The sequence below is a fragment of the Streptomyces sp. NP-1717 genome, from assembly GCF_022695985.1.
GTDB lineage: Bacteria > Actinomycetota > Actinomycetes > Streptomycetales > Streptomycetaceae > Streptomyces.
This window is the reverse complement of record NZ_JAAPBF010000092.1, coordinates 1-26,314: the sequence shown is the minus strand read 5'-3', so window position 1 is coordinate 26,314 and position 26,314 is coordinate 1. Positions and strand designations below refer to the sequence as shown.

At 70.2% G+C, this 26,314-nt stretch carries 19 protein-coding genes; 12 read left to right on the top strand and 7 right to left on the bottom strand.

Features of this window, described 5'->3' with window-relative positions; translation table 11 throughout:
• The 3 genes from GXP76_RS19495 to GXP76_RS19485 all read left to right on the top strand — a co-directional run.
• On the top strand, positions 1 to 1,340 hold a 1,340-nt coding region (locus tag GXP76_RS19495), incomplete at its 5' end, for a tetratricopeptide repeat protein (protein WP_374361695.1).
• 619 nt (positions 1,341 to 1,959) lie between these two features.
• Positions 1,960 to 3,321: a PQQ-binding-like beta-propeller repeat protein gene (locus GXP76_RS19490; protein ID WP_277993579.1), complete on the top strand. Its 1,362-nt coding sequence runs from the start codon at positions 1,960 to 1,962 to the stop codon at positions 3,319 to 3,321.
• Between the two features lie 417 nt (positions 3,322 to 3,738).
• Complete coding sequence (locus GXP76_RS19485; RefSeq protein ID WP_242572830.1) at positions 3,739 to 4,632, top strand: hypothetical protein; 894 nt, start codon at positions 3,739 to 3,741, stop codon at positions 4,630 to 4,632.
• 90 nt (positions 4,633 to 4,722) lie between these two features.
• Here the strand turns inward: GXP76_RS19485 and GXP76_RS19480 are convergent, their stop codons facing one another.
• From GXP76_RS19480 to GXP76_RS19475, 3 genes are all read right to left on the bottom strand, one after another.
• Entirely contained in the window at positions 4,723 to 5,052 is a 330-nt protein-coding gene (locus tag GXP76_RS19480; protein WP_242572829.1) for a hypothetical protein, read from the bottom strand.
• A gap of 130 nt (positions 5,053 to 5,182) precedes the next feature.
• Positions 5,183 to 5,314 (bottom strand): hypothetical protein, encoded by a 132-nt coding sequence (locus GXP76_RS35660; protein ID WP_277993578.1) that lies wholly within the window; start codon positions 5,312 to 5,314, stop codon positions 5,183 to 5,185.
• A 2,008-nt stretch (positions 5,315 to 7,322) separates the two neighbouring features.
• Positions 7,323 to 8,831, bottom strand: a complete 1,509-nt coding sequence (locus GXP76_RS19475; RefSeq protein WP_242572828.1) for a recombinase family protein — start codon at positions 8,829 to 8,831, stop codon at positions 7,323 to 7,325.
• A 164-nt stretch (positions 8,832 to 8,995) separates the two neighbouring features.
• On the opposite strand from GXP76_RS19475, the gene GXP76_RS19470 reads away from it, so the two are divergent.
• The 3 genes from GXP76_RS19470 to argF all read left to right on the top strand — a co-directional run bounded on the left by GXP76_RS19470 (position 8,996) and on the right by argF (position 14,122).
• The gene (locus GXP76_RS19470; protein WP_242572827.1) at positions 8,996 to 11,617 is read left to right on the top strand and encodes a polynucleotide kinase-phosphatase; all 2,622 of its coding nucleotides are present in this window, start codon (positions 8,996 to 8,998) and stop codon (positions 11,615 to 11,617) included.
• A 120-nt stretch (positions 11,618 to 11,737) separates the two neighbouring features.
• On the top strand, positions 11,738 to 12,970 hold the full coding sequence (locus GXP76_RS19465) for an arginine deiminase (RefSeq protein WP_242572826.1): 1,233 nt from the start codon (positions 11,738 to 11,740) through the stop codon (positions 12,968 to 12,970).
• A gap of 120 nt (positions 12,971 to 13,090) precedes the next feature.
• Complete coding sequence (argF, locus tag GXP76_RS19460) at positions 13,091 to 14,122, top strand: ornithine carbamoyltransferase (RefSeq protein ID WP_242572825.1); 1,032 nt, start codon at positions 13,091 to 13,093, stop codon at positions 14,120 to 14,122.
• On the opposite strand, the gene GXP76_RS19455 is transcribed toward argF, so the two are convergent.
• Positions 14,111 to 14,527: an ATP-binding protein gene (locus GXP76_RS19455; RefSeq protein WP_242572824.1), complete on the bottom strand. Its 417-nt coding sequence runs from the start codon at positions 14,525 to 14,527 to the stop codon at positions 14,111 to 14,113. The two genes, argF and GXP76_RS19455, sit on opposite strands and share 12 nt — an antisense overlap.
• Positions 14,528 to 14,866: 339 nt before the next feature.
• Between GXP76_RS19455 and GXP76_RS19450 the strand changes: the two genes are divergently transcribed.
• Positions 14,867 to 15,694, top strand: coding sequence for an enoyl-CoA hydratase family protein (locus GXP76_RS19450; RefSeq protein ID WP_242572823.1), 828 nt, complete (start codon positions 14,867 to 14,869; stop codon positions 15,692 to 15,694).
• A 2-nt stretch (positions 15,695 to 15,696) separates the two neighbouring features.
• Complete coding sequence (locus GXP76_RS19445; protein ID WP_374361698.1) at positions 15,697 to 18,030, top strand: bifunctional salicylyl-CoA 5-hydroxylase/oxidoreductase; 2,334 nt, start codon at positions 15,697 to 15,699, stop codon at positions 18,028 to 18,030.
• Here the strand turns inward: GXP76_RS19445 and GXP76_RS19440 are convergent.
• Genes GXP76_RS19440 through GXP76_RS19430 form a run of 3 tightly spaced genes read right to left on the bottom strand, consistent with a single transcriptional unit; the run spans position 18,017 to position 21,059 of the window.
• Positions 18,017 to 18,502 carry a hypothetical protein gene (locus tag GXP76_RS19440; protein WP_242572822.1) on the bottom strand — a complete coding sequence of 162 codons (486 nt, stop codon included), beginning with the start codon at positions 18,500 to 18,502 and terminating at the stop codon, positions 18,017 to 18,019. The genes GXP76_RS19445 and GXP76_RS19440 overlap by 14 nt on opposite strands.
• Positions 18,503 to 18,546: 44 nt before the next feature.
• Positions 18,547 to 19,371, bottom strand: a complete 825-nt coding sequence (locus GXP76_RS19435; protein WP_242572821.1) for a PaaX family transcriptional regulator C-terminal domain-containing protein — start codon at positions 19,369 to 19,371, stop codon at positions 18,547 to 18,549.
• Between the two features lie 44 nt (positions 19,372 to 19,415).
• Entirely contained in the window at positions 19,416 to 21,059 is a 1,644-nt protein-coding gene (locus tag GXP76_RS19430) for an AMP-binding protein (protein ID WP_277993577.1), read from the bottom strand.
• 106 nt (positions 21,060 to 21,165) lie between these two features.
• On the opposite strand from GXP76_RS19430, the gene GXP76_RS19425 reads away from it, so the two are divergent.
• The 4 genes from GXP76_RS19425 to GXP76_RS19410 all read left to right on the top strand — a co-directional run.
• Positions 21,166 to 22,302, top strand: coding sequence for an acyl-CoA dehydrogenase family protein (locus GXP76_RS19425; RefSeq protein ID WP_242572820.1), 1,137 nt, complete (start codon positions 21,166 to 21,168; stop codon positions 22,300 to 22,302).
• A complete protein-coding gene (locus GXP76_RS19420) occupies positions 22,299 to 22,718 on the top strand; it encodes a RidA family protein (RefSeq protein WP_242572819.1) in 420 nt (139 codons plus the stop codon). The genes GXP76_RS19425 and GXP76_RS19420 overlap by 4 nt, the downstream gene beginning before the upstream one ends.
• Before the next feature lie 130 nt (positions 22,719 to 22,848).
• Positions 22,849 to 25,311: a glycoside hydrolase family 2 protein gene (locus tag GXP76_RS19415; RefSeq protein WP_242572818.1), complete on the top strand. Its 2,463-nt coding sequence runs from the start codon at positions 22,849 to 22,851 to the stop codon at positions 25,309 to 25,311.
• Positions 25,308 to 26,314, top strand: a 1,007-nt coding sequence (locus tag GXP76_RS19410; RefSeq protein ID WP_242572817.1) for a LacI family DNA-binding transcriptional regulator, incomplete at its 3' end; no start/stop codon positions are given. The genes GXP76_RS19415 and GXP76_RS19410, both read left to right, overlap by 4 nt.

Below are 26,314 nucleotides of genomic sequence, written 5' to 3'. Positions count from 1 at the left end.
ACTACCTCGAACAACACGGCCGCGACACCCGACGCCACCTCTGCCCACCCGCCTCCTTCTGGCACGCCGCCCACACCCACCTCACCGACCCCGACGACCTGAACAACATCGCCGAAGCAGCAGAAGCCCGGCACCGCCTGCAATGGGCCCACTATCTCCGCCACCGCGCCGCCGACCACGGCGACATCGTCTCTCTGCGGCGCTTGGCCATGCTGCGGGAGACCGCGGGGGATCGGGAGGGTGCCGAGGCCCTGGCTCGCCGGGGGACGGAACACGGCGACACCGAAGCTCTCTTCCGCTTGGCCGCGTTGCGGGAGGGCGCTGAGGATCGGGAGGGTGCCGAGATCCTTCTCCGCCAGGCGGCGGAACACGGCGACACCGAAGCTCTCTTCCGCTTGGCCATGCTGCGGGAGGGCGCTGGGGATCGGGAGGGTGCCGAGATTCTTCTCCGCCAGGCCGCCGACGACGGCGATGTCGATTCTCTGCGCCACTTGGCCGCGTTGCGGGAGGGCGCTGGAGATCGGGAGGGCGCCGAGACGCTTACCCGCCAGGCGGCGGAACACGGCGACACCGAAGCTCTTTTCCACTTGGTCGAGCTGCGGGAGGGCGCGGGAGATCGGGAGAGTGCCGAGGCCCTGGCTCGCCGGGGGACGGAACACGGCGATGTCGCCACTCTGCGCCGCTTGGCCGCGTTGCGGGTGAGCGCTGGGGATTGGGAGGGTGCCGAGATCCTTCTCCGCCAGGCCGCCGACCACGGCGACATTCCTTCAATGCGCCGCTTGGCCGCGTTGCGGGAGAGGGCTGGGGATCGGCAGGGTGCTGAGACGCTTGCCCGCCAGGCCGCCGGCCACGGCGACACCGGCCCCTTGTACGACTTGGCCGCGTTGCGGGAGAGGGCTGGGGATCGGCAGGGTGCTGAGACGCTTGCCCGCCAGGCCGCCGGCCACGGCGACACCCGTCCCTTGTACGACTTGGCCGCGTTGCGGGAGAGGGCTGGGGATCGGCAGGGTGCTGAGACGCTTGCCCGCCAGGCCGCCGACTACAGCGACACCCGTCCCTTGTACCGCATGGCCACGCAGTATGCGATGGCCGGAGACGTGGACGCGGTCAGCGCGCTTTACCGGCAGGCGGAAGACCACGGCAGCACCATAGCCTTCTACTACTTGGCAGAAACGCTGGGGAAGGCCAGGGACCGCGACGGCACCGAGACCCAGGCCCGTCAGGCCACCAACCACAACCCCGAGAACTACGAGCGGGATCTGATCAACGTGCGAGAGTTGTTCACCAGGCTATGGCCGAACGGTCTCGACCCGAACGGTACACCGACGTCTCCGTGGTAACAGTTGTCGTTCGGCCCGGCTCGCACGTTGGGCTGGCCGCGTCGTTGGAACTGGCTAGCACTCGGCACCCTTACGTCTCCGGTGGTGGCGATGCCCGGGGACCTGGTCCGCCTGAAGACGGGTGGCTGACGCAGCATTCATATTGCCGCGACCGCGACATGAGCAACTAAATCCCGCGCGTTATCCGTGCACTTGCCATGTCACGTTTGAAACGTGTCGCTTTGGGCTCGTGATGGAGGACCCTGGGACGAGCGATTACTGGGAGCGGGACCGCGAACTCCTCTCACCAGATCGCGGCGAGGAACTGACGCAGCTCGTCGATCTGTTGCGGGTTGAGGGTCAGGTCTTCGGCAGAGAGCCGTGCCCTTCAAGCATCAGCTGAGCAAGGTGGCCCGTGGCGCTCCAGAGGGCCAAGCTTCGAAACCGGTGATCTTCCCAGCTGGATCGGGGCTGTTGCGTTCAACGCAATCTTGATCAGCGATGAGGCTGACGACGCTGACTATCGAGGGCGGGCTGACGCATCTACTGCCTCAAGATCCTGCCCGACACGACGGTAACTGCTTCATAGCGTCTACCGGAATCGCTGTCGGCCCGTCAAAGGGATTCATATCCTGACAGCATGACTCGTTCTGCCGACATCATCCGTGCCCTGTCTCGACGTCGCGCGCGCCAGCTCGTTCGAGAGGTCGTCCCCGCTAAAGAGACAAACCATGCCAGCGTGGCTCACTGCCTGGAGCACGTGCTGGAACCGTCTGTCGGTACCCCGTCGTGGTCCAGTAGTTTTACTCGCCGCGCAGCTCTGCGCTTAGGCCTTGGAACTGCTGTCGCAGTTGGTGCCAGCATCAGCGCCGTTGGATGTGACGGTGGTGATCGAGGCGAAAAGGATGCCGTCTCACCGCGTCCCTGGCGCCACACCATCGACAGTCGCAGCATGTCATCGCCAATAGTCGCCGGTGGGGTGGTGTACATCCTCAGCATTAGAGAGAACACAGAGGTCCTCGACGCCCTAGATGCCGTCACCGGGACCGAGAAGTGGGCATATACCACCACAACCAGCGCCTTCTTGGACCCCTCGTCTCCAATGGTGGCTGATGGGGCGGTGTACTTCGGCAGCCATGCCGGGGCTCTCTACGCCCTGAATGCGGCCACGGGCACCAAGAACTGGATCTTTGACACCAGCGATTGGTCATTTCCCTTGTCGGGCGGCTGGCCGTTTTACTCGCCAGCGGTGGTTGACGGGACGGTCTACTTCAGCGCGGAGAACGGGGTGCTGCGCGCCATGAACGCGGTCACCGGGACCGAGAAGTGGGCCGCTGACATGAGGGGAACGACGTTCGACTATCGGCCAGATGTGGTTGATGGAGTGGTCTACGTCAATTGGGACGAGGTCTTTCACGCATTTGACGCAGCGACAGGGACCGAGAAGTGGGCTGTCACTGCCGCAAGCACGGACCACGACGACCACGACTTCATCTCGTCGTCGCCAGCCGTGGTCGGCGGGACGGTGTACTTCGGCACGGCCGGCGGGATCCTGCATGCTCTGGACGCAGCTACCGGCACGAAGAAGTGGGCCTTCACCACTGGAGACTTCGTCCGCTCTTCGCCAGCTGTAGCCGACGGCGTGGTGTACTTCGGCAGCCGCGACAAGAACGTGTACGCCCTGGACGCAGCTACCGGAGCGAAGAAGTGGGCCTTCACTGCCGGGGACTCCGTCCACTCGTCGCCGGTGGTGGTTGGTGGGTCGGTGTACGTCGGCAGCGACGATGGGAAGGTGCACGCGCTGGACACAGCCACCGGCACAGAGAGGTGGGCTTTCACCACCGGCGGCGGCAGGATTGAGTCATCGCTCGAAGTCGCCCACGGCTTGCTGTACTTCGGCTGCACCGACGGGCATGTGTATGCCGTGGACGCGGCCACAGGGGCAGGCCCCACACCACCCGCACCACGTTCTACCTCCAGCGGTTCGACAGGTCGGAGGTAGTCGAGCTGCTGCTCAATCTGGCCGCCCCGGGTCCGTTTCACGCCATGCGCGCCATCGGCAGACTCGACAACCGCGGCAGGGCCCAGCAGCCTCGTGTCATCACCGGCCGTATCGTGCTGGCACTCGCTCCGGGCTCGTGTTTGGCGAAGGCACCACGAAATTGTCCACACCGCAGAACCGGGGGAATCCATGGCCACAACTCCGCCCGCCCCACCGCCGTCTTCTGGCTCTGGTGCGCCGGATCCCGATGAAGGCGCCGCAGTACCAGCCCCCACCCCGTCGGTCGGCGGCCGGGTTCACAACGGCGCTCCGGAGCCCGACCCAGACAATGGCGCCCCGGGGTCCGGATCGACTGCTTGGCACGTTTGGGCTGACGAACGCCTGCCTGGAATACGCACGCTTACGCCGAAGCACCGATTGCTGTACGTGGTGGTCGCGGCCGTCGTGGTCGTGGGCGGCCTCGTGTTCGCCTACTACGCGAGCTACGGGCTGGACCGGACCACGGCCACCGACCGGGCCCGCTCGGACAAGAACGCGGAGAAGACCGTCGACCGCGAACAGCCTGCGTTCGTCTCCACGATCACCCCTCGCGACTACGAACAGGACGTGCCCGAGGCCCTGTACGTTCTGCTGGACCGGCCACTGACGGCGAGTGAACAGGCCACTCTCACCGCTATGAGAGGCGATGCGCCACAGGTGTGGTCGTTCCTGAAGCCGCTGGGCGGCCGGATCGTCGAGCGCGCGTCGTACGTGGCGCCCTTGGAAGACGGCAATGAGAACCGCGGCGATTCCCAGACGTTCGATCTGAATCTGAACAGTGACCGCAGCGCCGGGCTCACGATCAACGGAATGACCGCTGTGAAGGACTCGTGCAGCGCACCTACTGCGCAGACCGTGGTCGACATCCCACCGGCCGGCTCCCAGTCCCGGCAGGGCCTGTTGTGGGACCTGACAGGCGGGAAAGCAGAAAAACCGAAGGGACCGTACGTCCTCGACGAGGGCGACTCCCAGGGGGAGCTGTTCTTCCACCACAACGTGGTCGACCTGGGCAGTGGTCAGCCAAGCATGGCCTTTATCGTCCAGCCTGAAGCATCAACCCACACCTGCACATGGCACATTAGCGTTTCATATATCGACACATCCGGCTATCACACACAACGCATTCCGGAGGGGAGCGGCACGATCACCACCGAGGCCGTACCGCGTAAGCCCCGCCAATACTTCGGATACGTCACGTCGACGGGTTGGGGCTGCATCGGCGAGATGAGTCAGAAGGGCTGCACTGCCACCAAGTACTTGCTCCGAGACTGAGGGGCCTTCTGCGGGTTCGGCGTCGCGCGCAACAGCTCGGCATCGACTCCGACAGCACCTCCGGCATGCCCCTCACCTCCATCACATCTGTCAGTCATGCGGACGAGCGAGAAGTCGGTGCAGATTCGGGGTGCTGGCTTCCCGCCGAAGTCGTTCGATCTCGGCGTGCTGGGCCGCGATCTGGGAGGCGGCCTGTTGCCGGAATGCCTTGAGCTCCGCTACTTCCGCCTCGCGTTCGGCCAGCCGTCGCTTCAGGGTGGCTTGGTCGGCTTTCAGGCGCTCGATCTGGGCTTCGCGTGGGTCCGCCATCTCTTCTGCCTCTCGCCGGGAGACCAGGCGCCGCTCGAACTCCTGCGCCAGGTGCTGGTACAGGCCCGGTGTCGCGCCCTGGTCGCGCGAGTAGAAGAGCTGGCGCGACACCCCGGCCTCCGCCGCGAGGCTCTTGACGTCCGCCTTCCGGCCGGGCGGCAGTTTTCGCGCAGCAGCCGGTCCATGGCCGCCCTGATGGCGTCTTCGGTACGTCGTCGGGTCTGGTCGCTGATACGCGGCACTACGTCTTCTCCTTGACTGCCGCAGGGCTGTCGCGGTCGCCGACGCTGTTGATGATCTTCAGGGTCCGTTCCAGCTCGCCCTGCAACCTGAGCCGTTCGGCGCGCTGGGAGCGGGGCAGGGCCTTGAGCATGCGAACGCGCCGAGCGGACGCCGCTCGTCGGGAGTTCCCTGAGCCACTGGTTCGCGGCGACGGTCGGCCGTGGGCCGGCATCGTCCTCGAACCGCAGATCGTCGTCGATGAGGAAGGGCATTCCCTCGTCGATAAGCGGTTCGTGGGGCAGGCCCCAGGACTCCCATCCGTCGCGGGAGAACAACATCAACTGCATCCACGGAAACTACTTCCGCGACACGGCCTTAGGCAAGAAGTAGGAGGTCAGACCGTAGTTGACGCGCAAAGCGACACAGCAGAAGTGCACGAATATCGCGCGTCCTGTGGTTGCTGTTCCTACCTCAGGTTCGTTGTTCACCACGATGGTGGGCAACCACAGGTAATCGGAGGGCATGGTCCAGCGAAGCGGTGCGCGAAGCGCAGGATCATGACCAAGGGATGGTCCACCGCATCCAAGGCGCTGGCGCGGGGCGGCCGGGGGCGGCGGCAGCCGCCGGCAGTTGATGAGTCCGCCAAGCGGCCCGAGTTCGTCTTGTTCGGGCTCAGAATCTGGCACACGGCGCTGGCCGGCGCCGATCCCCGTAAATTGCTTTGACCCGAAACATAAAGTGACCCCCGCGAATCGCGAGGGCTACGGCTGCCGCCAATAGGGGCCGTCAGTGCCCCTGTCCGGCGCGGTGAGCCTGATGGGACGGCCTACGTTCAGGATTAAACGACGATGGAGCTCCCGTTGAGAGCGGTCAGAGCCGCGCTACCTGCGTCCCAGAAAGGTCTGCGACGTCCGAGGTTCCGAGCGGGTCGGCGCACAGGTCCAGAGTGATCTCCGGTCGGCTCGTAAGATCGCCGCCCTCCCGGAACTCGCGGGGCGTGGGCGTGGCCATGCCAGGTCCTCGATACTCGACGGGGCAGAGAAGCAGCAGGCAGGCGTGCCGGGTTGCCGGTTAGACACGACCACGCCACGCGGCGTCGAGGATGTTCCCGCCCGACACGCTGCGGCGGCGTCATGTGCCAGCGAGGCTGCTGAGACGGGACTCACGCCAGTCGGAACCCTGCGGCCAGACCCAGAATCGTGATGGGCGGTCAGCGACCAGGTGCCACGCTCGCCCCCGCTGTTGATGACGCCACCGACAGAAATGGCACGAGGTCCCCCGTGCAACTTAGAATCCCGCAGTTCCCGGAAGGGGTCCGGGCACCCCCAAGGGGGCAACGGTGACCCGGTGCCGGTGCTCATGCCGCCTCCCGATCGCTCCGGACGACGCTCGCGGAGAACATGGCGCGGATGGTGCGACGCTGCCGGTCGGACAGCGGAGGCGCTGCCGCCACAATGCAATCGATGCGTTCCCAATAAGCGGTATTCCGTACGGGGTCGGAGTCGCGGACCGGTCGGCTCGGGGGGCGGGCAGTCATCGCGATCCACCCTCCGCGGACAGGTGCTCAGGTGCTCCGTCTACGAGCGCCTGATCATCGCCCCGTTTCCGGTTGCCCTGTTCACCGTCCCGCTCGGCGATGGGCCGATCGATGGTCTGGTGCAACGACCGCTTCTCCGTGTGGCGTAGGCGGTGCGCGCGGCCGAATAGGAATGCGGGCCAGGCGGACGTGCGCCGTCGGCCGGTGTCCAGAGAGACGGAAGCTCCAGCGTTGGTCAACTCGCCGGCGAGCAGGCTCGCCCGGGCCGAGCGACAACTGCCGCCGCTCGCGGCCCTCGCCGACACCACCAGGCGGATTCCCTCCGGCAGCGCCAGGGGTATGACGGTCTTCCCCATGGGTCCCTCGATACCTCAACTCGACCTTTGCTTTCGCTAATGCGTGATGCTTGCACGCGTTTGCAGCACTGGCAAGCAAGATCGACGACCTGGGGATACTAATTTTCGGCGACGTTTGCTTCGCAAAGCATCAGGGAGAGGTGGGGGCGATGTCGCACTGTGGCTCACGGCTGCGGTGACTGCGCCGGTCGCGCTCGTCCGCGAATGACCTGAACGACAGAAGCCCCCCGCCACCAGCTCGGCAGCGGGGGAGCTTCGCTGTGGGCTCAGCGGACCCAGTCGACCTGAATCGCCTCGGTGCGAAAGACGCTGCCGCTGTTCCTTCCGCGGCCGACCGGGAGGATCTTGACCGTCAGCAGGCTTCGCAGGATCGCGCGCTTGTGGTCCAGTTCCAGGTCCTTCCACGCCTGCCGGACGTCCGGGGCCCCCACCATGCTTACGAGCGGGTCCTTCTTCGATGCCTTGGCGAGCTTCGCAGTGATGTTGTCGAGCTGGGCCCGCGCGACGTCGGACGCCTCGGTGAACTGGGCCATGGTCATCTTCCCGGAGCCGAACATGATGGCCATGTCCCCCAGGCGCTTGGTAATCTCGTCGCTCTGCAACTGGAGCTGGGCGACGTCCAGATCTTGCGGTCCTGGGAGTAGCAGGTCCACGGCGTCCTTGCGGGACAGGCGCTCCAAGATCAGGTCCGTGACGTAGTTGTCGACCTTCTCCGCTAGCCGGGTTCCACCGTGTCCTGTGACGCACCGGTACGAGGGCTTCGAGGAGTTGCCGGCCCGGCCGCACTTCACGGTCTCGGTGCACTCCCCGACTCCGCACTGATATATCCGGGAGCCGAGCCATTTTGGCTTGTTGCCCCGGTGGGTGATGCGGGAGGGGTTGGTCAGGTGGGCTGTCACGCCCCGGAACTGGGCCACGTTGACTGCAGCCTCCCAGGTGCCCTCGCCGATCTCCTCACCCTGGTAGACGGCCAGACCGGCGTTGCGTGGCCGTAGGAGCAGGAGGCGCGCGTCCGTGCGCTTCAGGGTGTTGCCCTGGGAGGAGAGGATGCCCTTCTCCGCCATCCAGGCGGCCCACGCGTTCACGGACCCGCCGGAAAGCACGAGGTTGGTGCCGTACGCGAGTGCCTCGATCTCATCAGGGCGCCCCTTGTTCATGTCTAGGACGTCGACCTCGATCTCCTCCCCGGTCTTCTTGTCGATCTTCTTGCGCTTCTCGCCGGTGGGTACGCCCCAGCCGAAGGGGCGGATGCCGCCGCCGAACTCACCGGCCTGGGCCTTCTGCTTGCGCTTGCGGGCGACGCGGGCGCCTTTGTGCTCGGACTCCTGCCGGGCCACGGCTCCGAGGATGCGCGCGGTCATACGGCCGTGCGGGGTGGAGAGGTCGATCAGCCCGGCTTGTACGGTGTGGGTCAGGACAGACCGCCGCTCCGAGAGGGAGATGTAGTCTTCCAACTCCACGGGGGAGCGGTGTAGTCGGTCCGTGTGCCAGGCGAGTACCACGCTGGCGTCACCGTCCTCCAGACCGGTGAACATCTCGATGTACTCCTTGCGGGGCTTGCCGGAGTAGGCCGACAAGTCGTTGTCCTCGAAGACCTGAACGATCTCGTAGAGGATCTCAGGAGTGGTGAGCCGGTCGGCGAGAGCACGGCAATCCTCGATCTGCCGGTCAGTACCCAGGTGCGCGCCGGTGCGGTCCTGTGAGATACGTGCATAGACGTAACAGCGGATCACGCGGCGAGTTGTCTCGATCGCTGCTGTGGGAGTCGGGGGCATGGCCCTGATTCTGACAGGGATGTATGTCCTGGTGAAGAGTTCGGGCCGCCCACACAGATGGCCGTCTTCACCGTCACCGAGACCATGAAGAACGCCAAGAACACGAAGAGCGCCGCGAACACGAAGAGCGCCGTGAACACGACCGTGAAGGAGGAGAAGGCCGCATGAGCAGCAGCAACGAACCCGACGAGAGCTCCCCGGCCAACCCGGCCAACCCGGCCACCGCGTCCGGCGCCGGGGCCCGTACCCTCCCCGTCACCGACCTCTCGCTCGTCGTCCTGATCGGTGCCACCGGCTCCGGCAAGTCGACCTTCGCGCGCTCCCACTTCAAGCCCACCGAAGTCATCTCCTCCGACTTCTGCCGCGCCCTCGTCGCCGACGACGAGAACGACCAGAGCGCCAGCGGCGACGCCTTCGACGTGCTCCACTACATCGCCGGAAAGCGCCTCGCCGCAGGCCGTCGCACGGTCATCGACGCCACCAACGTCCAGCCGGAGAGCCGTAAGCAGCTCGTGCGGCTCGCCAGGGAGCACGACGTGCTGCCCATCGCGATCGTCCTCGACCTGCCCGAGGCGGTCTGCGCCGAACGCAACGCCGCCCGCCCCGACCGGGCCGGCATGCCCCGCCATGTCATCAGGCGCCACCAGCGGGAGCTGCGCCGTTCGCTGCGCGGACTCGAACGCGAGGGCTTCCGCAAGGTCCACGTCCTGCGCGGCGCCGAGGAGGTCGAGCGCGCCGAGGTCGTCACCGAACGCCGCTACAACGACCTCACCCACCTCACCGGCCCCTTCGACATCATCGGCGACATCCACGGCTGCCGCTCCGAGCTGGACACGCTGCTGGCCAGGCTCGGTTACGCGGACGGCGACGGCGCGCACCCCGAAGGCCGTACGGCGGTCTTCGTCGGCGACCTCGTCGACCGCGGCCCGGACAGCCCCGGCGTGCTGCGCCGGGTGATGCGCATGGTCGGCGCGGGCAACGCGCTGTGCGTCCCGGGCAACCACGAGAACAAGCTCGGCCGCTGGCTCAAGGGCAGGAACGTCCGGCTCACCCATGGACTCGCCGAGACTGTCGAGCAGCTGTCGAAGGAGGACGACGCCTTCCGCGAGCAGGTGGGGACGTTCATCGACGGCCTCGTCAGCCACTACGTCCTGGACGGCGGCAAGCTGGTCGTCTGCCACGCCGGGCTGCCGGAGAAGTACCACGGCCGCACCTCTGGCCGGGTCCGTTCGCACGCGCTGTACGGGGACACGACCGGCGAGACCGACGAGTTCGGCCTGCCCGTCCGCTACCCGTGGGCCGAGGACTACCGGGGCCGGGCGGCGGTCGTATACGGCCACACCCCCGTACCGAACACCTCCTGGATCAACAACACCATCTGTCTCGACACCGGCGCCGTCTTCGGCGGGAAGATGACGGCCCTGCGCTGGCCCGAGCGCGAACTGGTCGACGTACCGGCGGAGCGTGTCTGGTACGAGCCGGCCAAGCCCCTCAGTACGGAGGCGCCGGGCAGCCGTGAGGGCCGCCCGCTCGACCTCGCCGACGTGCACGGCCGGCGTGTCGTGGAGACCCGGCACATGGGCCGGCTCGCCGTGCGCGAGGAGAACGCCGCGGCGGCGCTGGAGGTGATGAGCCGCTTCGCCGTCGACCCGCGGCTCCTCGCCTATCTGCCGCCGACCATGGCACCCACCGCGACATCGCGCGAGGAGGGCTTTCTGGAGCACCCGGCCGAGGCGTTCGCGCAGTACCGCGAGGACGGTGTGGCGCAGGTCGTGTGCGAGGAGAAGCACATGGGTTCGCGCGCGGTGGCGCTGGTCTGCCGCGACGCGGAGGTGGCGCGCGAGCGCTTCGGCATCGGCGACCCGGGCGACCCCGGTGCGCCGACCGGCGCGCTGCACACCCGCACCGGCCGCCCCTTCTTCGACGACCCGGCCGTCACCGAGGAGATCCTGGGCCGCCTCCGTACGGCCGTCGGCGCCGCCGGGCTCTGGGACGAGCTGGACACGGACTGGCTGCTGCTCGACGCCGAGCTGATGCCCTGGTCGCTGAAGGCCACCGGACTGCTGCGCACCCAGTACGCGGCGGTCGGCGCCGCGGCCGGCGCCGCCTTCCCGGCCGTGACGAGCGCGCTCGAATCGGCCGCCGGCCGGGGTGTCGACGTGGGCGCGCTGCTGGCCGCCCAGCGTGCGCGGGCCGCCGACGCGACGGCGTTCACACAGGCGTACCGCCGCTACTGCTGGGAGACGGACGGCCTGGACGGCGTACGGCTCGCGCCGTTCCAGATCCTGGCCGCGCGGGGCCGCAGTCTGGCCGCCGTACCGCACGACCGGCAGCTGGCCTGGCTCGACCGGCTGACCGAGCACGACCCGACCGGTCTGCTCCAGGTCACCCGCCGCCTCGTCGTGGAGACGGGCGACGAGGAGTCCGTACGTGCCGGGATCGACTGGTGGCTGGAGATGACGGGGCGCGGTGGCGAGGGCATGGTCGTCAAACCGCTCCACGCGCTCGTACGGGACGGCAAGGGGCGGCTGGTCCAGCCGGGGATCAAGGTGCGCGGGCGCGAGTACCTGCGGATCATCTACGGCCCCGAGTACACGCGGCCCGCGAATCTGGAGCGGCTGCGCTCCAGGTTCCTCGGCCACAAGCGGTCGCTGGCGCTGCGGGAGTACGCGCTCGGGCTGGAGGCGCTGGACCGGCTGGGGGACGACGAGCCGCTGTGGCGCGTCCACGAGGCCGTGTTCGCGGTGCTCGCGCTGGAGTCCGAGCCGGTCGACCCCCGGCTCTGACACCGCGCTCCGGCCTCCGGGCCCGGCTCCGAACCCCGGGCCCGGCTCCGGCCCCGCGGCCCGCCCGGTCTCTGACGTCATTCGCCGTGTGAACGGCGCCCGATCCGCGAGGATGGGGTCATGGGATTCCAAGTCGACTCCGAGACCGGGCGGCTGCGCCGCGTCATACTGCACCGCCCCGACCTGGAGCTGAAGCGGCTCACCCCCAGCAACAAGGACGCGTTGCTCTTCGACGACGTGCTGTGGGTGCGCCGCGCGCGCGAGGAGCACGACGGATTCGCCGACGTCCTGCGCGAGCGCGGGGTCAAGGTCCATCTCTTCGGCGACCTGCTCCGGGAGTCCCTGGACATCCCGACGGCCCGCACGCTGGTCCTGGACCGGGTCTTCGACGAGAAGGAGTACGGCCCGCTCGCCACCGACCACCTCAGATCGGTCTTCGACGAGCTGCCCACGGACGATCTCGTCGAGGCGCTGGTCGGCGGGATGACCAAGCGGGAGTTCCTGGACAGCCACGCCGAGCCGTCCTCCGTCCGCTTCCACGTCATGGATCTGGACGACTTCCTGCTCGACCCGCTGCCGAACCACCTCTTCACCCGCGACACCTCCGCCTGGGTCTACGACGGTGTGTGCATCAACGCGATGCGCTGGCCCGCCAGGCGGCGCGAGACCGTCCACTTCGAGGCGATCTACAAGCACCACCCGCTGTTCACCGGGCCGGACGCGGGCCCGTTCCACCACTGGTCGGAGGGGCAGGACGACTACCCCTCCACCATCGAGGGCGGCGACGTCCTGGTCATCGGCGAGGGCGCCGTGCTGATCGGGATGAGCGAGCGCACCACGCCGCAGGCGGTCGAGATGCTGGCGCGCGGGATGTTCGAGGCCGGTTCGGCCAGGACGATCGTGGCGCTCGACATGCCGAAGCGGCGCGCCTTCATGCATCTCGACACGGTGATGACGATGGTCGACCGCGACACGTTCACCCAGTACGCGGGCCTCGGCATGCTCCGCTCCTACACCATCGAGCCGGGCGCGGGCGGGAACGAGCTGAAGGTGACCGACCATCCGCCGGAGCACATGCACCGTGCGATCGCCGCGGCCCTCGGACTGGACAGGATCCGGGTGCTGACGGCGACGCAGGACGTGCACGCGGCCGAACGCGAGCAGTGGGACGACGGGTGCAACGTGCTGGCGGTGGAGCCGGGCGTGGTGGTGGCGTACGAGCGCAACGTGACCACCAACACGTATCTGCGCAAGCAGGGGATCGAGGTGATCGAGATCCGGGGCAGTGAGCTGGGCCGGGGGCGGGGCGGGCCGCGCTGTATGAGCTGTCCGATCGAGCGGGACGCCGTCTGAGCGGCAGGTTTCCCGGCCGGATTCCCCCTGTATATCAATACGGATGCTCGTATATAGTTCCAGTGTCCCTGTATCGGTCCCCGTGCAGGTCCCCGTATTCGCGACGCAGGAGCAGCCACCATGGCGATACAACTCGCAGGCCGCCACTTCCTCAAGGAGCTCGACTTCACCGCCGGGGAGTTCCGCGGGCTGGTCGAGCTGGCCGCCGGGCTCAAGGCCGCGAAGAAGTCGGGGAACGAGGTCCAGCTCCTGCGCGGCAAGAACATCGCGCTGATCTTCGAGAAGGCGTCGACGCGCACGCGCTGTGCCTTCGAGGTGGCCGCCGCCGACCAGGGCGCCTCCACGACGTACATCGACCCGGCGGGCTCGCACATCGGGAAGAAGGAGTCCGCCAAGGACACCGCGCGGGTGCTCGGCCGGATGTTCGACGGCATCGAGTTCCGCGGTGACGCGCAGTCGACCGTCGAGGAGCTGGCCGCGCACGCCGGGGTGCCCGTCTTCAACGGTCTCACCGCCGACTGGCACCCCACCCAGATGCTGGCCGACGTGCTCACGATGACCGAGCACACCGACAAGCCGCTGGAGCGGATCACGTTCGCCTACCTCGGCGACGCCCGCTACAACATGGGCAACTCCTACCTCGTCACCGGCGCGCTGCTGGGCATGGACGTACGGATCGTCGCGCCCCGCGCCTACTGGCCGGCGGACGACGTGGTCGCCCTGGCCCGTAAGTCCGCCGAGGTCAGCGGCGCCCGCATCACGCTGACCGAGTCCATCGCCGAGGGGGTGAGCGGCGCCGACTTCGTGGCCACCGACGTGTGGGTGTCGATGGGGGAGCCGCAGGAGGTCTGGGACGAGCGCATCGCGGCGCTCGGGCCGTACAGCGTGACGATGGACGTGCTGAGCGCGACGGGGAACCCGGACGTGAAGTTCCTGCACTGTCTGCCGGCCTTCCACGACCTGGGGACCGTCGTCGGGTGGGAGATCCACGAGCGCCACGGGCTCACGGAGCTCGAAGTGACCGACGAGGTGTTCGAGTCCGCGCACTCCGTGGTCTTCGACGAGGCGGAGAACCGGCTGCACACCATCAAGGCCGTACTCGTCGCGACACTGGCCCCCGACCAGGTCGCACCGCGTGGTTCAGCGCGCTGACAGCGTGAACCAGACCGCCTTGCCCTGCTCGGTCGTACGGTGGCCGCAGTCGGCGCTCAGTGTGCGGATCAGCAGCAGACCCCGGCCGTGCTCCTGCCAGGGGTCGGGCGTGACGCCGGGCGTCGGCGCCGACAGATCGCCCGGCGGGCCCGGGTCGCCGTCGTGGACCTCGATCTGACAGCCGGAGGGCAGCAGCTCGACCACCAGCTCTATGGGGATGTCCGGGCTCGTGTGCTCGACGGCGTTGGCGACCAGCTCCGCCGTCAGCAGCTCCGCCGTGTCGCTGTCCGCCGTGGGCCCGATGTCGGCCAGCGCCGTACGGATCAGGGCACGCGCCATCGGCACCGCCGCCGCGCTGTGCGGCAGTGTGATGCGCCAGAAGGCGGTGTCCGGTGCTTCGAGCAAGGCGGGGAGTCCGTTCGGGGGCTGTGCGAGGTGCCGTGAGGCCCTGGGCGACGAGGACGAGCTTCGACGGGGCCGGGGGGCATGGCCCAGCCTTACGGAGCGTAAGTGGCTTAACAAGGGGCAGCGGACTGCCGGAAACGGGACCTCCGCCACATTCTGCCCGGGACCTTCGGCGCGACATCGGCGAGGACCCGCTTACGGTACCGCGCTGCGTATCGCGCACTCGTGACGGCGGTCACGTACGAGTGATATCTTGCAGTCGCAGGGTCCGCCCCGCCCCCGGCGTCCCGGGCGGCCGGCACACAGCGTCGATCGGCGTCGAGCTGAAGGAGGCCGCCCATGAGCCCGTTCTCCGGCTCCGCCCCGCGCACCGAGGAGTGGCGGCATCTGCGGCTGACGCGCGAGGACGGCGTCGCGACCGTCACGCTCGCCCGCCCCGACAGACTCAACGCCCTCACCTTCGGCGCCTACGCCGACCTGCGGGACCTGCTCGCCGAGCTGTCCAGGGAGCGGTCCGTCCGCGCCCTCGTACTGGCGGGCGAGGGGCGCGGCTTCTGTTCGGGCGGCGACGTGGACGAGATCATCGGCGCCACGCTCTCCATGGACACCGCGGAACTCCTCGACTTCAACCGGATGACCGGGCAGGTCGTCAGGGCCGTCCGCGAATGCCCGTTCCCGGTGATCGCCGCCGTGCACGGAGTCGCCGCGGGGGCCGGCGCCGTCCTCGCGCTGGCCGCCGACTTCCGCGTCGCCGACCCCACCGCGCGCTTCGCGTTCCTCTTCACCCGCGTCGGCCTCTCCGGCGGCGACATGGGCGCGGCGTATCTGCTGCCGCGCGTCGTCGGGCTCGGCCACGCCACCCGGCTGCTGATGCTCGGCGAACCCGTCCGCGCCCCCGAGGCCGAACGCATCGGCCTCATCAGCGAGCTGACCGACGAGGGCGCCGCCGACAGCCGCGCCGCCGAACTCGCCCGGCGGCTCGCCGACGGCCCGGCGCTCGCGTACGCGCAGACCAAGGCCCTGCTCACCGCCGAGCTGGACATGCCGCTCGCCGCCTCGGTCGAACTGGACGCCGCCACCCAGGCGCTGCTCATGAACGGCGAGGACTACGCGGAGTTCCACGCCGCCTTCACCGAGAAGCGGCCCCCCAAGTGGCAGGGCCGCTGACCGTGACGGCCGACCGGATATCCACCGAACCGGCCGGACCGGGGACCGCCCTGAAGGTCGCGGTCATCGGCGGCGGACCCGGCGGCCTGTACGCCGCCGTCCTGCTCAAACGGCTCGACCCCCGCCGCGAGATCACCGTCTGGGAACGCAACGCCCCCGACGACACCTTCGGCTTCGGGGTCGTCCTCTCCGACGAGACCCTGGGCGGCATCGAGCACGCCGACCCCACCGTCCACCGCGCGCTGAGGGACGAGTTCGTGCGCTGGGACGACATCGACATCGTCCACCGGGGCCGCACCCTGACCTCCGGCGGCCACGGTTTCGCCGCCCTCGGCCGCCGCCGGCTCCTGGAGATCCTGCACGAGCGCTGCGCGTCCCTCGGCGTACGGCTGCGCTTCCGCACCCAGGCACCGCCCGCCGCCGAACTCGCCGCCACCCACGACCTGGTGATCGCCGCCGACGGGGTGAACAGCCGCACCCGGGAGACCCATGCCGACGTCTTCCGGCCCACCGTCGGCACCGAACGCTGCCGCTACATCTGGCTCGCCGCCGACTTCGCCTTCGACGCGTTCCGCTTCGAGATCGCCGAGACCGGGCACGGCGTGATGCAGCTCCACGGCTACCCGTTCTCACCGGAGGCCAGCACCGTCATCGTCGAGATGCGCGAAGAGGTCTGGCGCGCCGCCGGCTTCGACGCGCTCGACGAGCGGCAGTCCACCGAACAGTGCGCCAAGATCTTCGCCGACGCGCTCGGCGGACGCGCGCTGCGCGCCAACAAGTCGTCCTGGACCGCCTTCCGCACGGTCGTCAGCGAACGCTGGAGCCACGGCAACACGGTCCTCATCGGCGACGCCGCCCACACCGCGCACTTCTCCATCGGCTCCGGCACGAAACTCGCCGTCGAGGACGCCCTGGCGCTCGCCGCGTGCGTCGAGGAGCAGCCGGATCTGCCGGCCGCGCTCGCCGCGTACGAGAGAGAACGGCGCCCCGTCGTGGAGTCCACGCAGCGGGCGGCGGCGGCGAGCCTGCGCTGGTTCGAGGAGCTGGCCACCTACACGGACCAGCCCGCCCGGCAGTTCGCGTTCGGCCTTCTCACCCGCAGCCGCCGCGTCACGCACGACAACCTGCGGCTGCGCGACGCCACCTTCACCGGCGCCGTGGAGGAGGACTTCGGCTGCGAGCCCGGCACGCCCCCGATGTTCACCCCCTTCCGGCTGCGCGGACTGACGCTGCGCAACCGGGTCGTCGTCTCCGCGATGGACATGTACGCCGCCGAGGACGGCGTGCCCGGCGACTTCCATCTCGTCCACCTCGGCGGGCGCGCCCTCGGCGGGGCGGGGCTCGTCATGACGGAGATGGTGTGCGTCGGCCCCGAGGGCCGGATCACCCCCGGCTGCACCGGACTCTGGACGGACGAACAGGGCGCCGCCTGGCGGCGGGTGACGGACTTCGTGCACAACGGCGCACCCGCCGAGGCCGGTTCACCCGGAGCCGCGATCGGGGTCCAGCTCGGCCACTCGGGACGCAAGGGATCCACCCGCCTGATGTGGGAGGGCATGGACCGGCCGCTGCCCGACGGCAACTGGCCGCTGGCCGCCGCCTCGGCGCTGCCGTACCTGCCGGACGTCGGCCAGGTGCCGCGCGCGCTCGACCGGACCGGACTCACCGCGATACGTGAGCAGTTCGTCTCGGCGACCCGCCGGGCCGCCGACGCGGACTTCGACCTTCTCGAACTCCACTGCGCGCACGGGTATCTGCTCTCCGGCTTCCTCTCGCCACTGACCAACACCCGGACCGACGCCTACGGCGGCGACCTCGCCGGGCGGCTCCGTTACCCGCTCGAAGTCTTCGACGCCGTACGGGAGTCGTGGCCCGACGACCGGCCGATGACGGTCCGGATATCCGCCACCGACTGGGCACCGGGCGGCAACACGGCGGAGGAGGCGGTCGAGATCGCCCGCGCGTTCGCCGCGCACGGAGCCGACGCGATCGACGTGTCCACCGGGCAGGTCGTCCCCGAGGAACGCCCCGAGTTCGGCCGGTCCTACCAGACGCCGTTCGCCGACCGGATCCGTAACACCCTCTCGGTACCGGTTGTCGCGGTGGGCGCCATCTCCTCCTGGGACGACGTCAACTCCCTGCTGCTCGCGGGCCGCGCGGACCTCTGCGCCCTGGCCCGCCCGCACCTCTACGACCCGCACTGGACCCTGCACGCGGCGGCCGACCAGGGCTACATCGGTCCGGGCGCACCGTGGCCGCTGCCGTACCGCGCGGGCAGCCGGCCACCCCCGACGGGCCGCACGGACGGCCCGAAGCCGAGACTCACGCTGAGCTGACCGGGCCCGCGCCGCCCGTGCCGCCCGTGCCGTCCGTGCCGTCCGCGGCCGTCAGGCACTCGTGGCACAGACACCCCCGCGGGTGCGCGACGCCCGCGTGGCTCTCCCGGCGGTACCGCGCCGCGAGCCGTTCCAGCGCGGCGGCCGTCTCCCGCGCCCTCTCCTCGGTCGGCGGTTCGAACGGCTGGCCGGCCCGGCGCAGTACGGCGGGGGAGTACGTGAGCTTGGCCCGGAAGGTGTGGAGATGCCGCGTCGGCATGTCGATGGTGATCCAGTGGCCGGTGTTGCGCGCCTGGCCGACCGTGGTCAGGTCCTCGTTGCCCATGCCGGGGTAGGTGCTGATGACGAACACCCGCGCGCCGCCCCTGTACACCTTGGTGCCCGGCCGCAACTCCTGGCCACCCGCGCCGTACCGCCGCCACCGCACGACGTTGGCGACGATCATCCAGCGCGGTTCGACTGTCTCGTCCATGACCCCGATGATGTCCGCGCCCGGCCCCGCCGGTCATCCGGATTTCAGGCGGGGTGCACGAACCGCGCCCCGACGTCGCGCAGTTGGGTGTGCAGCGCGGTGAAGACCTCCGCCGAACGCCCGCCCGGCCAGTCCGGCGGCAGCAGTTCCACCGGCAACCCCGGGTCGGCGTAGGGCAGTTGCCGCCAGGAGTCGAGTGCCAGCAGATAGTCCCGGTAGGCGTCCTCGGCCCAGGACGATGCGGCGGCCGGGGCACGTGTCTCCCACCATCGCAGCACCGGCTCGTGCGCCTCCAGGAACTCCCTGTGCAGTGCGGCGATTCCCCCGAGGTCCCACCACCGGCCCACCGCCTCCGCCGTCGCCGCGAACCCCAGGTGTTCGCCGCGGAACAGGTCGACGTACGGGTCGAGGCGCAGCCGCTCCAGCGCGTGCCGTGTCTCCTCGTGCAGATGGCCGGGGGCGATCCACACCCCCGGCGCGGCGGTACCGAACCCCAGCCGGGCCAGCCGTGAGCGCAGCAGATGACGTTTGTGCCGCTCGGCCTCGGGGACGGAGAACACCGCGAGCACCCAGCCGTCCGACAGCCGGGGCGCGGGCCGGTCGTAGATGCGCCGGTCGCCGTCGTCGAGCAGTTGCCGGGCGTCGGCGGAGAGCGCGTAGCCCGCGGCTCCCTCCGGCGTGCGCTCGGCGATCAGCAGCCCCCGGCGCTTGAGCCGCGACACCGACGACCGTACGGACGGCGCGTCGACACCGAGTGCGCCGAGCAGCCGGACCAGCTCGGCCACGGCGAGCGGCGCGCCGTCCGGCGTCCGGCCGTACGCGCCGTAGAGGGTGACGATCAGGGATCGCGGGGTGTGCTGCTCGGCCACGTGATCACTCTAAGGGGTGGGCGGGGCGCCGCCCGGGCCCCGGTTCAGGCGTCCGGCCGGAGGCGGAACCGCTGGAGCTTGCCCGTCGGGGTGCGCGGGAGCGCGGGCGGGAACTCGAAGACGCGCGGGCATTTGTACGGCACCAGCCGCGCCGTGACGAATTCGCGCAGCGCCTCCTTCGTCCCCTCGTCCGGCCGCGCCCCCTCGCGCAGGACGACGTACGCCGCCACGATCTGCCCCCGCAGCTTGTCGGGGTGGCCCACGACCGCCGCCTCCGTCACGTCGGGATGGGCCAGCAGGACCTCCTCGACCTGCGGTCCGGCGATGTTGTACCCCGCCGAGATGATCATGTCGTCCGCGCGGGCGACATAGCGGAAGTAGCCGTCCGGCTCCCGCACATAGGTGTCGCCGGTGAGGTTCCAGCCGTCGTGGACATACACCGACTGGCGCGGATCGGAGAGATAGCGGCAGCCCACCGGGCCGCGTACGGCCAGCAGTCCCGGCTCCCCGTCGGGCACCGGATCGCCGGACTCGTCCACCACGCGCGCCTGCCAGCCGGGCACCGGCACACCCGTCGTGCCGGGACGGACGGCGTCGTCGGCCGCCGAGATGAAGATGTGCAGCAGCTCCGTCGCGCCGATGCCGTTGATGACGCGGATCCCGGTCCGCTCGTACCAGTCCTGCCAGGTGGCGGCGGGCAGATTCTCCCCGGCGGAGACACAGCGGCGCAGACCGGAGATGTCGTACGCGCTCCCGCCGGCCGCGGCCAGCTCGCCCAGCATCACGCGGTACGCCGTCGGCGCCGTGAACAGCACCGACACCCCCCGCTCGGCCACGGCCGCCAACAGCTGCTTGGGACCGGCCTGTTCGAGCAGCAGGGTCGAGGCGCCCGCCCGCATCGGGAAGACCACCAGACCGCCGAGTCCGAAGGTGAAGCCGATCGGCGGGCTGCCGGCGAACACGTCACCGGGCTCCGGGCGCAGCACATGGCGCGAGAACGTGTCGGCGATGGAGAGCACGTCGCGGTGGAAGTGCATGCACCCCTTGGGCCGCCCCGTGGTCCCCGAGGTGAACGCGATGAGCGCGACGTCGTCGGCCGCCGTCTCCACCGCCTCGTACCGCTCGGGCATCGCTTCCGCCCGCCGCAGCAGATCGTCCGGCGCGTCCCCTCCGTACGTCACGACGCGCAGCCCCGGCACCTCCGCCTTGACCAGGTCGTCCACCGATCTGATGTCGCACAGCGCGTGGCTGACCCGCGCGATCTCGCACATCGTGGCCAGCTCCCGCGCCCGCTGCTGCGCGAGCACCGTCACCGCCACCGCGCCCGCCTTCAGCACGGCGAGCCAGCACGCGGCCAGCCAGGGTGTGGTCGGTCCGCGCAGCATGACCCGGTTTCCCGGCACCACGCCCAGCTCGGAGGTCAGGACGTGCGCGATCCGGTCGACGCGGGCGCGCAGTTGTCCGTACGACCAGGTGTCGCCCGACGGGAGATGGAAGACGGGGCGGTCGGCGCCGAGGGCGTCCACCGTGCGGTCGAGGAGTTCGACGGCGCAGTTGAGCCGGTCGGGGCCGCGCAGTTCGGGCGGGTCGAAGACGAGCTCCGGCCACTGTCCGGCCGGCGGCAGATGGTCGCGCGGAAAAGTGTCGCGGTGCGCCGAGGGTGTGAGTCCCGCCGGTGTCAGCTCCATCGTTCGCCCCCTCGTGGGGTGGCTTGGTGGCCTTGTGCATCGAGCGTATCGTGTGGGTGACGGCAGTCAACAGTCCGCGATAGACGCGATTCAAGTGAGGGCCCGGATGCCCGTATTCTCGCTCGATCCGGCACAAAAGTCCTGGTGCGACGAGCTGCGCGCCGTCGCCGCCGACCGCCTGCGCCCCCTCGCGGAGAAGGGCGAGCCGGGCCGGATCAACCGCCCGCTCGTCGCCGCTCTCGGTGAGCTGGGGCTGCTCGACCGCATGCTGACCGCGGGAGCGCTCGATCTCTGCCTGCTGCGCGAGTCCTTGGCCCACGGCTGTACGGAGGCGGAGACCGCGCTCGCCCTCCAGGGGCTCGGCAGCTACCCGGTCGTCCAGGCCGGCACCGGGGAGCAACGCGCGCGCTGGCTGCCCGAGGTGGCGGCGGGCCGCGCCGTCGCCGCGTTCGCGCTGAGCGAGCCGGGCGCCGGATCGGACGCGGCGGCGCTCGCGCTCGACGCCGTGGCGGACGACCGGCCGGGTGGTCCCGGCGCGCCCGGCCCCGGCTGGCTCCTCACCGGCGAGAAGCGCTGGATCTCCAACGCCCCCGAGGCCGACTTCTACACCGTCTTCGCCCGTACGACCCCGGGCGCCGGCGCGCGCGGCGTCACCGCGTTCCTCGTCCCCGCCGACCGGCCCGGACTGACCGGCTCGCCGATCGAGATGCTCTCGCCGCACCCCATCGGCGCCCTCGCCTTCGACTCCGTACGCGTCACCGCCGCCGACGTCCTCGGCGAGGTCGACCAGGGCTTCCGCGTCGCCATGAACACCCTCAACCTCTTCCGCCCGAGCGTCGGCGCCTTCGCGGTCGGCATGGCGGGCGCCGCCCTCGAAGCGGCCCTCGCCCACACCGCCGACCGCACCGCCTTCGGCGGCCCGCTCAAGGACCTCCAGTCCGTCGCGCACCAGGTGGCCGAGATGGCGACGCGTACGGAGGCGGCCCGGCTGCTGGTGTACGCCGCGGCCGAGGCGTACGACTCCGGCGCACCGGACGTACCGCGCCGCTCGGCGATGGCGAAGCTGTTCGCGACGGAGACCGCCCAGTACGTGGTCGACGCCGCCGTCCAACTGCACGGCGCCCGCGCCCTGCAACGCGGTCACCTGCTGGAACACCTCTACCGCGAGGTCCGCGCGCCCCGCATCTACGAGGGCGCGACCGAGGTCCAGCGCACCATCATCGCCAAGGAGTTGTACGGATGAGCCTGGAGCGGACCAACCCCGCGGAACTCGCCCCGCCCAGCGGCTTCTCGCACGCGGTCAGTGTGACGGCGACCGACGGCCGGCTGGTCTTCCTGGCCGGTCAGACCGCGCTCGACGGGACGGGCGCGGTGGTGGGGGAGACCCTGGTCGAGCAGTTCGAGACGGCCCTCGGCAACCTGCTCGCCGCGCTGGCCGCGACGGGCGGCGCCCCGGCCGATCTCGCGCGCGTCACCGTCTACGCCACCGACGTCGCGGACTACCGCGCGCACGCCGCCGAACTGGGCCGCGTGTGGAAGCGGCTCGCCGGCCGCGAGTACCCGGCGATGGCCCTCATCGGCGCGGTCAGACTCTGGGACGAGAGCGCCCTGGTGGAGCTGGACGGCATCGCGATGGTGCCCCGGACGCCCACGAGTTGAGTAAAGGTTAAGTAATCCCAGCTCAACTACCTTACTCACAGCGGGGAAATATGCTTGACCGGTCTATGGACTGCCCCCGGTTGCCGCCTTTACGTTGAGCGGCACGCCGTCCGAGATCGGAGCATCCCGCATGAAGGACGTCACCCCCCTCACCGAGGGCTGGACGCTGCGCCACGCCCCGGCCGGCACCGACTCCGTCCCGGAGGCGCCCGCCGGCGACGTCCCCGCGACCGTCCCGGGCTGCGTCCACACCGACCTGCTCGCCGCCGGGCTGATCGAGGACCCGTTCCTCTCCCGGAACGAGACGGCGGTGGCCTGGGTGGGCCGCACGGACTGGCGTTACGACACCGTCCTCGGCCCGCGCGAGACCGCGCACGAGCGCACCGATCTCGTCCTCGACGGCCTCGACACCGTCGCCGCCGTCCGTGTGGGCTCCCCGCCTGTCGGCAACACCCGCAACATGCACCGGAGTTACCGCTTCGACATCACCGACCGGCTGGACCCGGGCGCCTCCACGCCGCTGTCCGTGGAGTTCACCTCCGCGTATACGGAGGCCGAGGCCGTACGCGCGCGGGTGGGCGACCGTCCCAACGCCTATCCCGAGCCGTTCCAGTACATCCGCAAGATGGCCTGCTCCTTCGGCTGGGACTGGGGGCCGACCCTCGTCACCGCCGGCATGTGGAAGCCCGTCCGCCTGGAGCACTGGTCCACGGCCCGCCTCGCCACCGTCCGTCCGCTCGTCACCGTCGACGGCCGGACCGGCCGCGCGGAGCTGCGCGTGGACGTCGAGCGGACCGCCACCGGCGGCGGACTCCTCACCGCCCGCGCCCGCGTCGGTGACCACACCGCGTCCGTCAGCTTCGACGGGGACCACGCCACGCTCACCGTCGACGTGCCCGACGCGGCCCTCTGGTCGCCCCGGGGCTACGGCGAACAACCCCTCTACGGAACCGAGTTGGAACTGCTCGACGCCGACGGCACGGTCCTCGACCGATGGGAGCGCCGGCTCGGATTCCGCACCGTCACCCTCGACACCGGCGCCGACGCACACGGCACCGCGTTCACCCTGTCCGTCAACGCGGAGCCGGTCTTCGCGCGCGGCGTCAACTGGATCCCCGACGACGTCTTCCCCTCCCGCATCGGCCCCGACCGCTACCGCGCCCGCCTCACCCAGGCCGCCGACGCGGGCGTCAACCTCGTACGCGTCTGGGGCGGCGGCCTCTACGAGAGCGACGACTTCTACGACGTCTGCGACGAACTCGGGCTCCTGGTCTGGCAGGACTTCCCCTTCGCCTGCGCCGCCTACCCCGAGGAGCAGCCGCTGCGCTCCGAGATCGAGGCCGAGGCCCGCGAGAACGTCACCCGCCTCATGCCGCACGCCTCCCTCGTCCTGTGGAACGGCAACAACGAGAATCTGTGGGGCTTCCGCGACTGGGACTGGGAACCCGCGCTCGACGGCGACTCCTGGGGCGAGGGCTACTACCTGGGCCTGCTGCCCCGCGTCGTCGCCGAGACCGACCCCACCCGGCCCTACTGGGCGGGCAGCCCCTGGTCCGGCTCGTGGGACCACCACCCCAACGACCCCGCGCACGGCACCGCGCACTCCTGGGACGTCTGGAACCGCACCGACTACACGGACTACCTCGACACCGTCCCGCGCTTCGTCGCCGAATTCGGCTGGCAGGCCCCGCCCGCCCACGCCACGCTGCGGCGCGCGCTGCCGGGCGAGGAACTTCTCCCCACCTCACCGGGCATGCTCCACCACCAGAAGGCGCACGACGGCAACGGCAAACTGGAGCGCGGCCTCGCCCACCACTTCACGGTGCCCCCGGCCGGGCCCGCGCACTTCGACCGCTGGCACTACCTCACCCAGCTCAACCAGGCGCGTGCCATCGCCACCGGCATCGAACACTGGCGCTCCCACTGGCCGGTGTGCGCGGGCACCGTGCTCTGGCAGCTCAACGACTGCTGGCCGGTGACCTCCTGGGCCGCCGTCGACGGCGACGCCCGCCCCAAACCGCTCTACTTCACGCTGCGCCGGCTGTACGCGGACCGGCTGCTCACCGTACAGAGACGCGACGGCCGCCCCACCGTCGTCGCCGACAACCAGTCCGCCACCCCCTGGGAGGCGGCCGTACGACTGCGGCGCATGGCCGCCGACGGCCGGACCCTCGCCGAGACGACCGTGACGGCGCGGGCCGGAGCACGCTCCGTCGCGCTCGCGACCGTGCCCGAAGGACTGCTCCCGGACGCCGGTTCCGGGAAGGAGTACCTGGTCGCCGACGCGGGCGAGCTGCGGGCGCTGCACTTCCCCGTACGCGACCACTCCTTCGCCTACCCCGCCCCGCGCTACGACGTCGAGACGGTCCGCCGCGGCGACGAGGCCGATGCCGTGGACGTTATCGTCACCGCCCGGACGCTCCTGCGTGATCTGCTGCTCCAGGCAGACCGGCTCGGGCCCACGGCCGTAGCCGACCAGGGGCCGCTGACGCTGCTGCCGGGCGAGAGCGTCACCATCCGGGTGCGCGGCTGGGACGGCGACGGCTCGCCCGACGCCGTACGCGCCGCGCTGTTCACGGTGGAGCCGGCGTGAGCGCCGCCGGGCAACGGCTGACCATCCGGGACGTCGCCGCCCGCGCGGGCGTCTCGCGCGCCGCCGTCTCGCTCGCCTTCAACAACAAGCCCGGTGTCTCCGAGACCACGCGCGCGCACATCCTCCGGACCGCCGAGGTGATGGGCTGGGAGCCCAACCGCTCGGCGCGGGCGCGCGGTACCGGCGGCGCCGGCACGGGCACCGTAGGACTCGCGATCCGCCGACCGGCCCGCCAACTCGGCCTGGAACCCTTCTACATGGACTTCATCTCCGGTATCGGCGGTGTGCTGACCGACCGCGCCGGGGCCCTGCTGCTGCGCCTGGTACGGGACCTGGACGAGGAGATCGAGCTTCAGCGCCACTGGTGGAGATCGGGCCGGATCGCCGGGTCCGTCCTGGTCGACCTCCAGCGCGACGACCCGCGCGTCCCCGCCCTCGCCAAGCTCGGCATGCCGGTGGTCGCCGTCGGCCACCCCTCGCTCACCGGGCCGTTCACCGCCCTGTGGACGGACGACGGTACGGCCGTCACGGAGGCCGTCCGCTATCTCGCCGCCCTCGGCCACCGCTCCGTCGCCCACGTCGGCGGACCGGCCGAGCTGGGCCACAGCGCCCTGCGCACCGAGGCGTTCACGGCCGCCCTGACCGAACTGGGCCTGCCGGACGGGCACCGGCGCGTCACCGACTACTCCGGCGACGAAGGCGCCCGCGCCACCCGCTCGCTGCTCGCCTCCGCGCCGCGCCCCACGGCGATCGTGTACGACAACGACCTGATGGCCGTCGCCGGGCTCGCCGTCGCCGCCGAGATGGGGCTCCGGGTCCCGGCGGACGTGTCGCTGCTGGCCTGGGACGACTCCCAGCTCTGCCGGCTCACCCACCCGTCGCTCTCCGCGATGAGCCACGACATCCACGCGTTCGGCGCCGAGGTGGCGCGGGCGATGTACGACGTCCTGGGCGGCGAGCGCGTCGCCGCTCGACAGGTCGCCACCCCGTCCCTGATCCCCCG

Coding starts and splice junctions, on each gene's coding strand:
- GXP76_RS19490 (WP_277993579.1), top strand. CDS start 1,960: ATGACTCGTTCTGCCGACATCATCCGTGCCCTGTCTCGACGTCGCGCG.
- GXP76_RS35660 (WP_277993578.1), bottom strand. CDS start 5,314: ATGCTCAAGGCCCTGCCCCGCTCCCAGCGCGCCGAACGGCTCAGGTTG.
- GXP76_RS19475 (WP_242572828.1), bottom strand. CDS start 8,831: ATGCCCCCGACTCCCACAGCAGCGATCGAGACAACTCGCCGCGTGATC.
- GXP76_RS19470 (WP_242572827.1), top strand. CDS start 8,996: ATGAGCAGCAGCAACGAACCCGACGAGAGCTCCCCGGCCAACCCGGCC.
- GXP76_RS19465 (WP_242572826.1), top strand. CDS start 11,738: ATGGGATTCCAAGTCGACTCCGAGACCGGGCGGCTGCGCCGCGTCATA.
- argF (WP_242572825.1), top strand. CDS start 13,091: ATGGCGATACAACTCGCAGGCCGCCACTTCCTCAAGGAGCTCGACTTC.
- GXP76_RS19450 (WP_242572823.1), top strand. CDS start 14,867: ATGAGCCCGTTCTCCGGCTCCGCCCCGCGCACCGAGGAGTGGCGGCAT.
- GXP76_RS19440 (WP_242572822.1), bottom strand. CDS start 18,502: ATGGACGAGACAGTCGAACCGCGCTGGATGATCGTCGCCAACGTCGTG.
- GXP76_RS19430 (WP_277993577.1), bottom strand. CDS start 21,059: ATGGAGCTGACACCGGCGGGACTCACACCCTCGGCGCACCGCGACACT.
- GXP76_RS19425 (WP_242572820.1), top strand. CDS start 21,166: ATGCCCGTATTCTCGCTCGATCCGGCACAAAAGTCCTGGTGCGACGAG.
- GXP76_RS19420 (WP_242572819.1), top strand. CDS start 22,299: ATGAGCCTGGAGCGGACCAACCCCGCGGAACTCGCCCCGCCCAGCGGC.
- GXP76_RS19415 (WP_242572818.1), top strand. CDS start 22,849: ATGAAGGACGTCACCCCCCTCACCGAGGGCTGGACGCTGCGCCACGCC.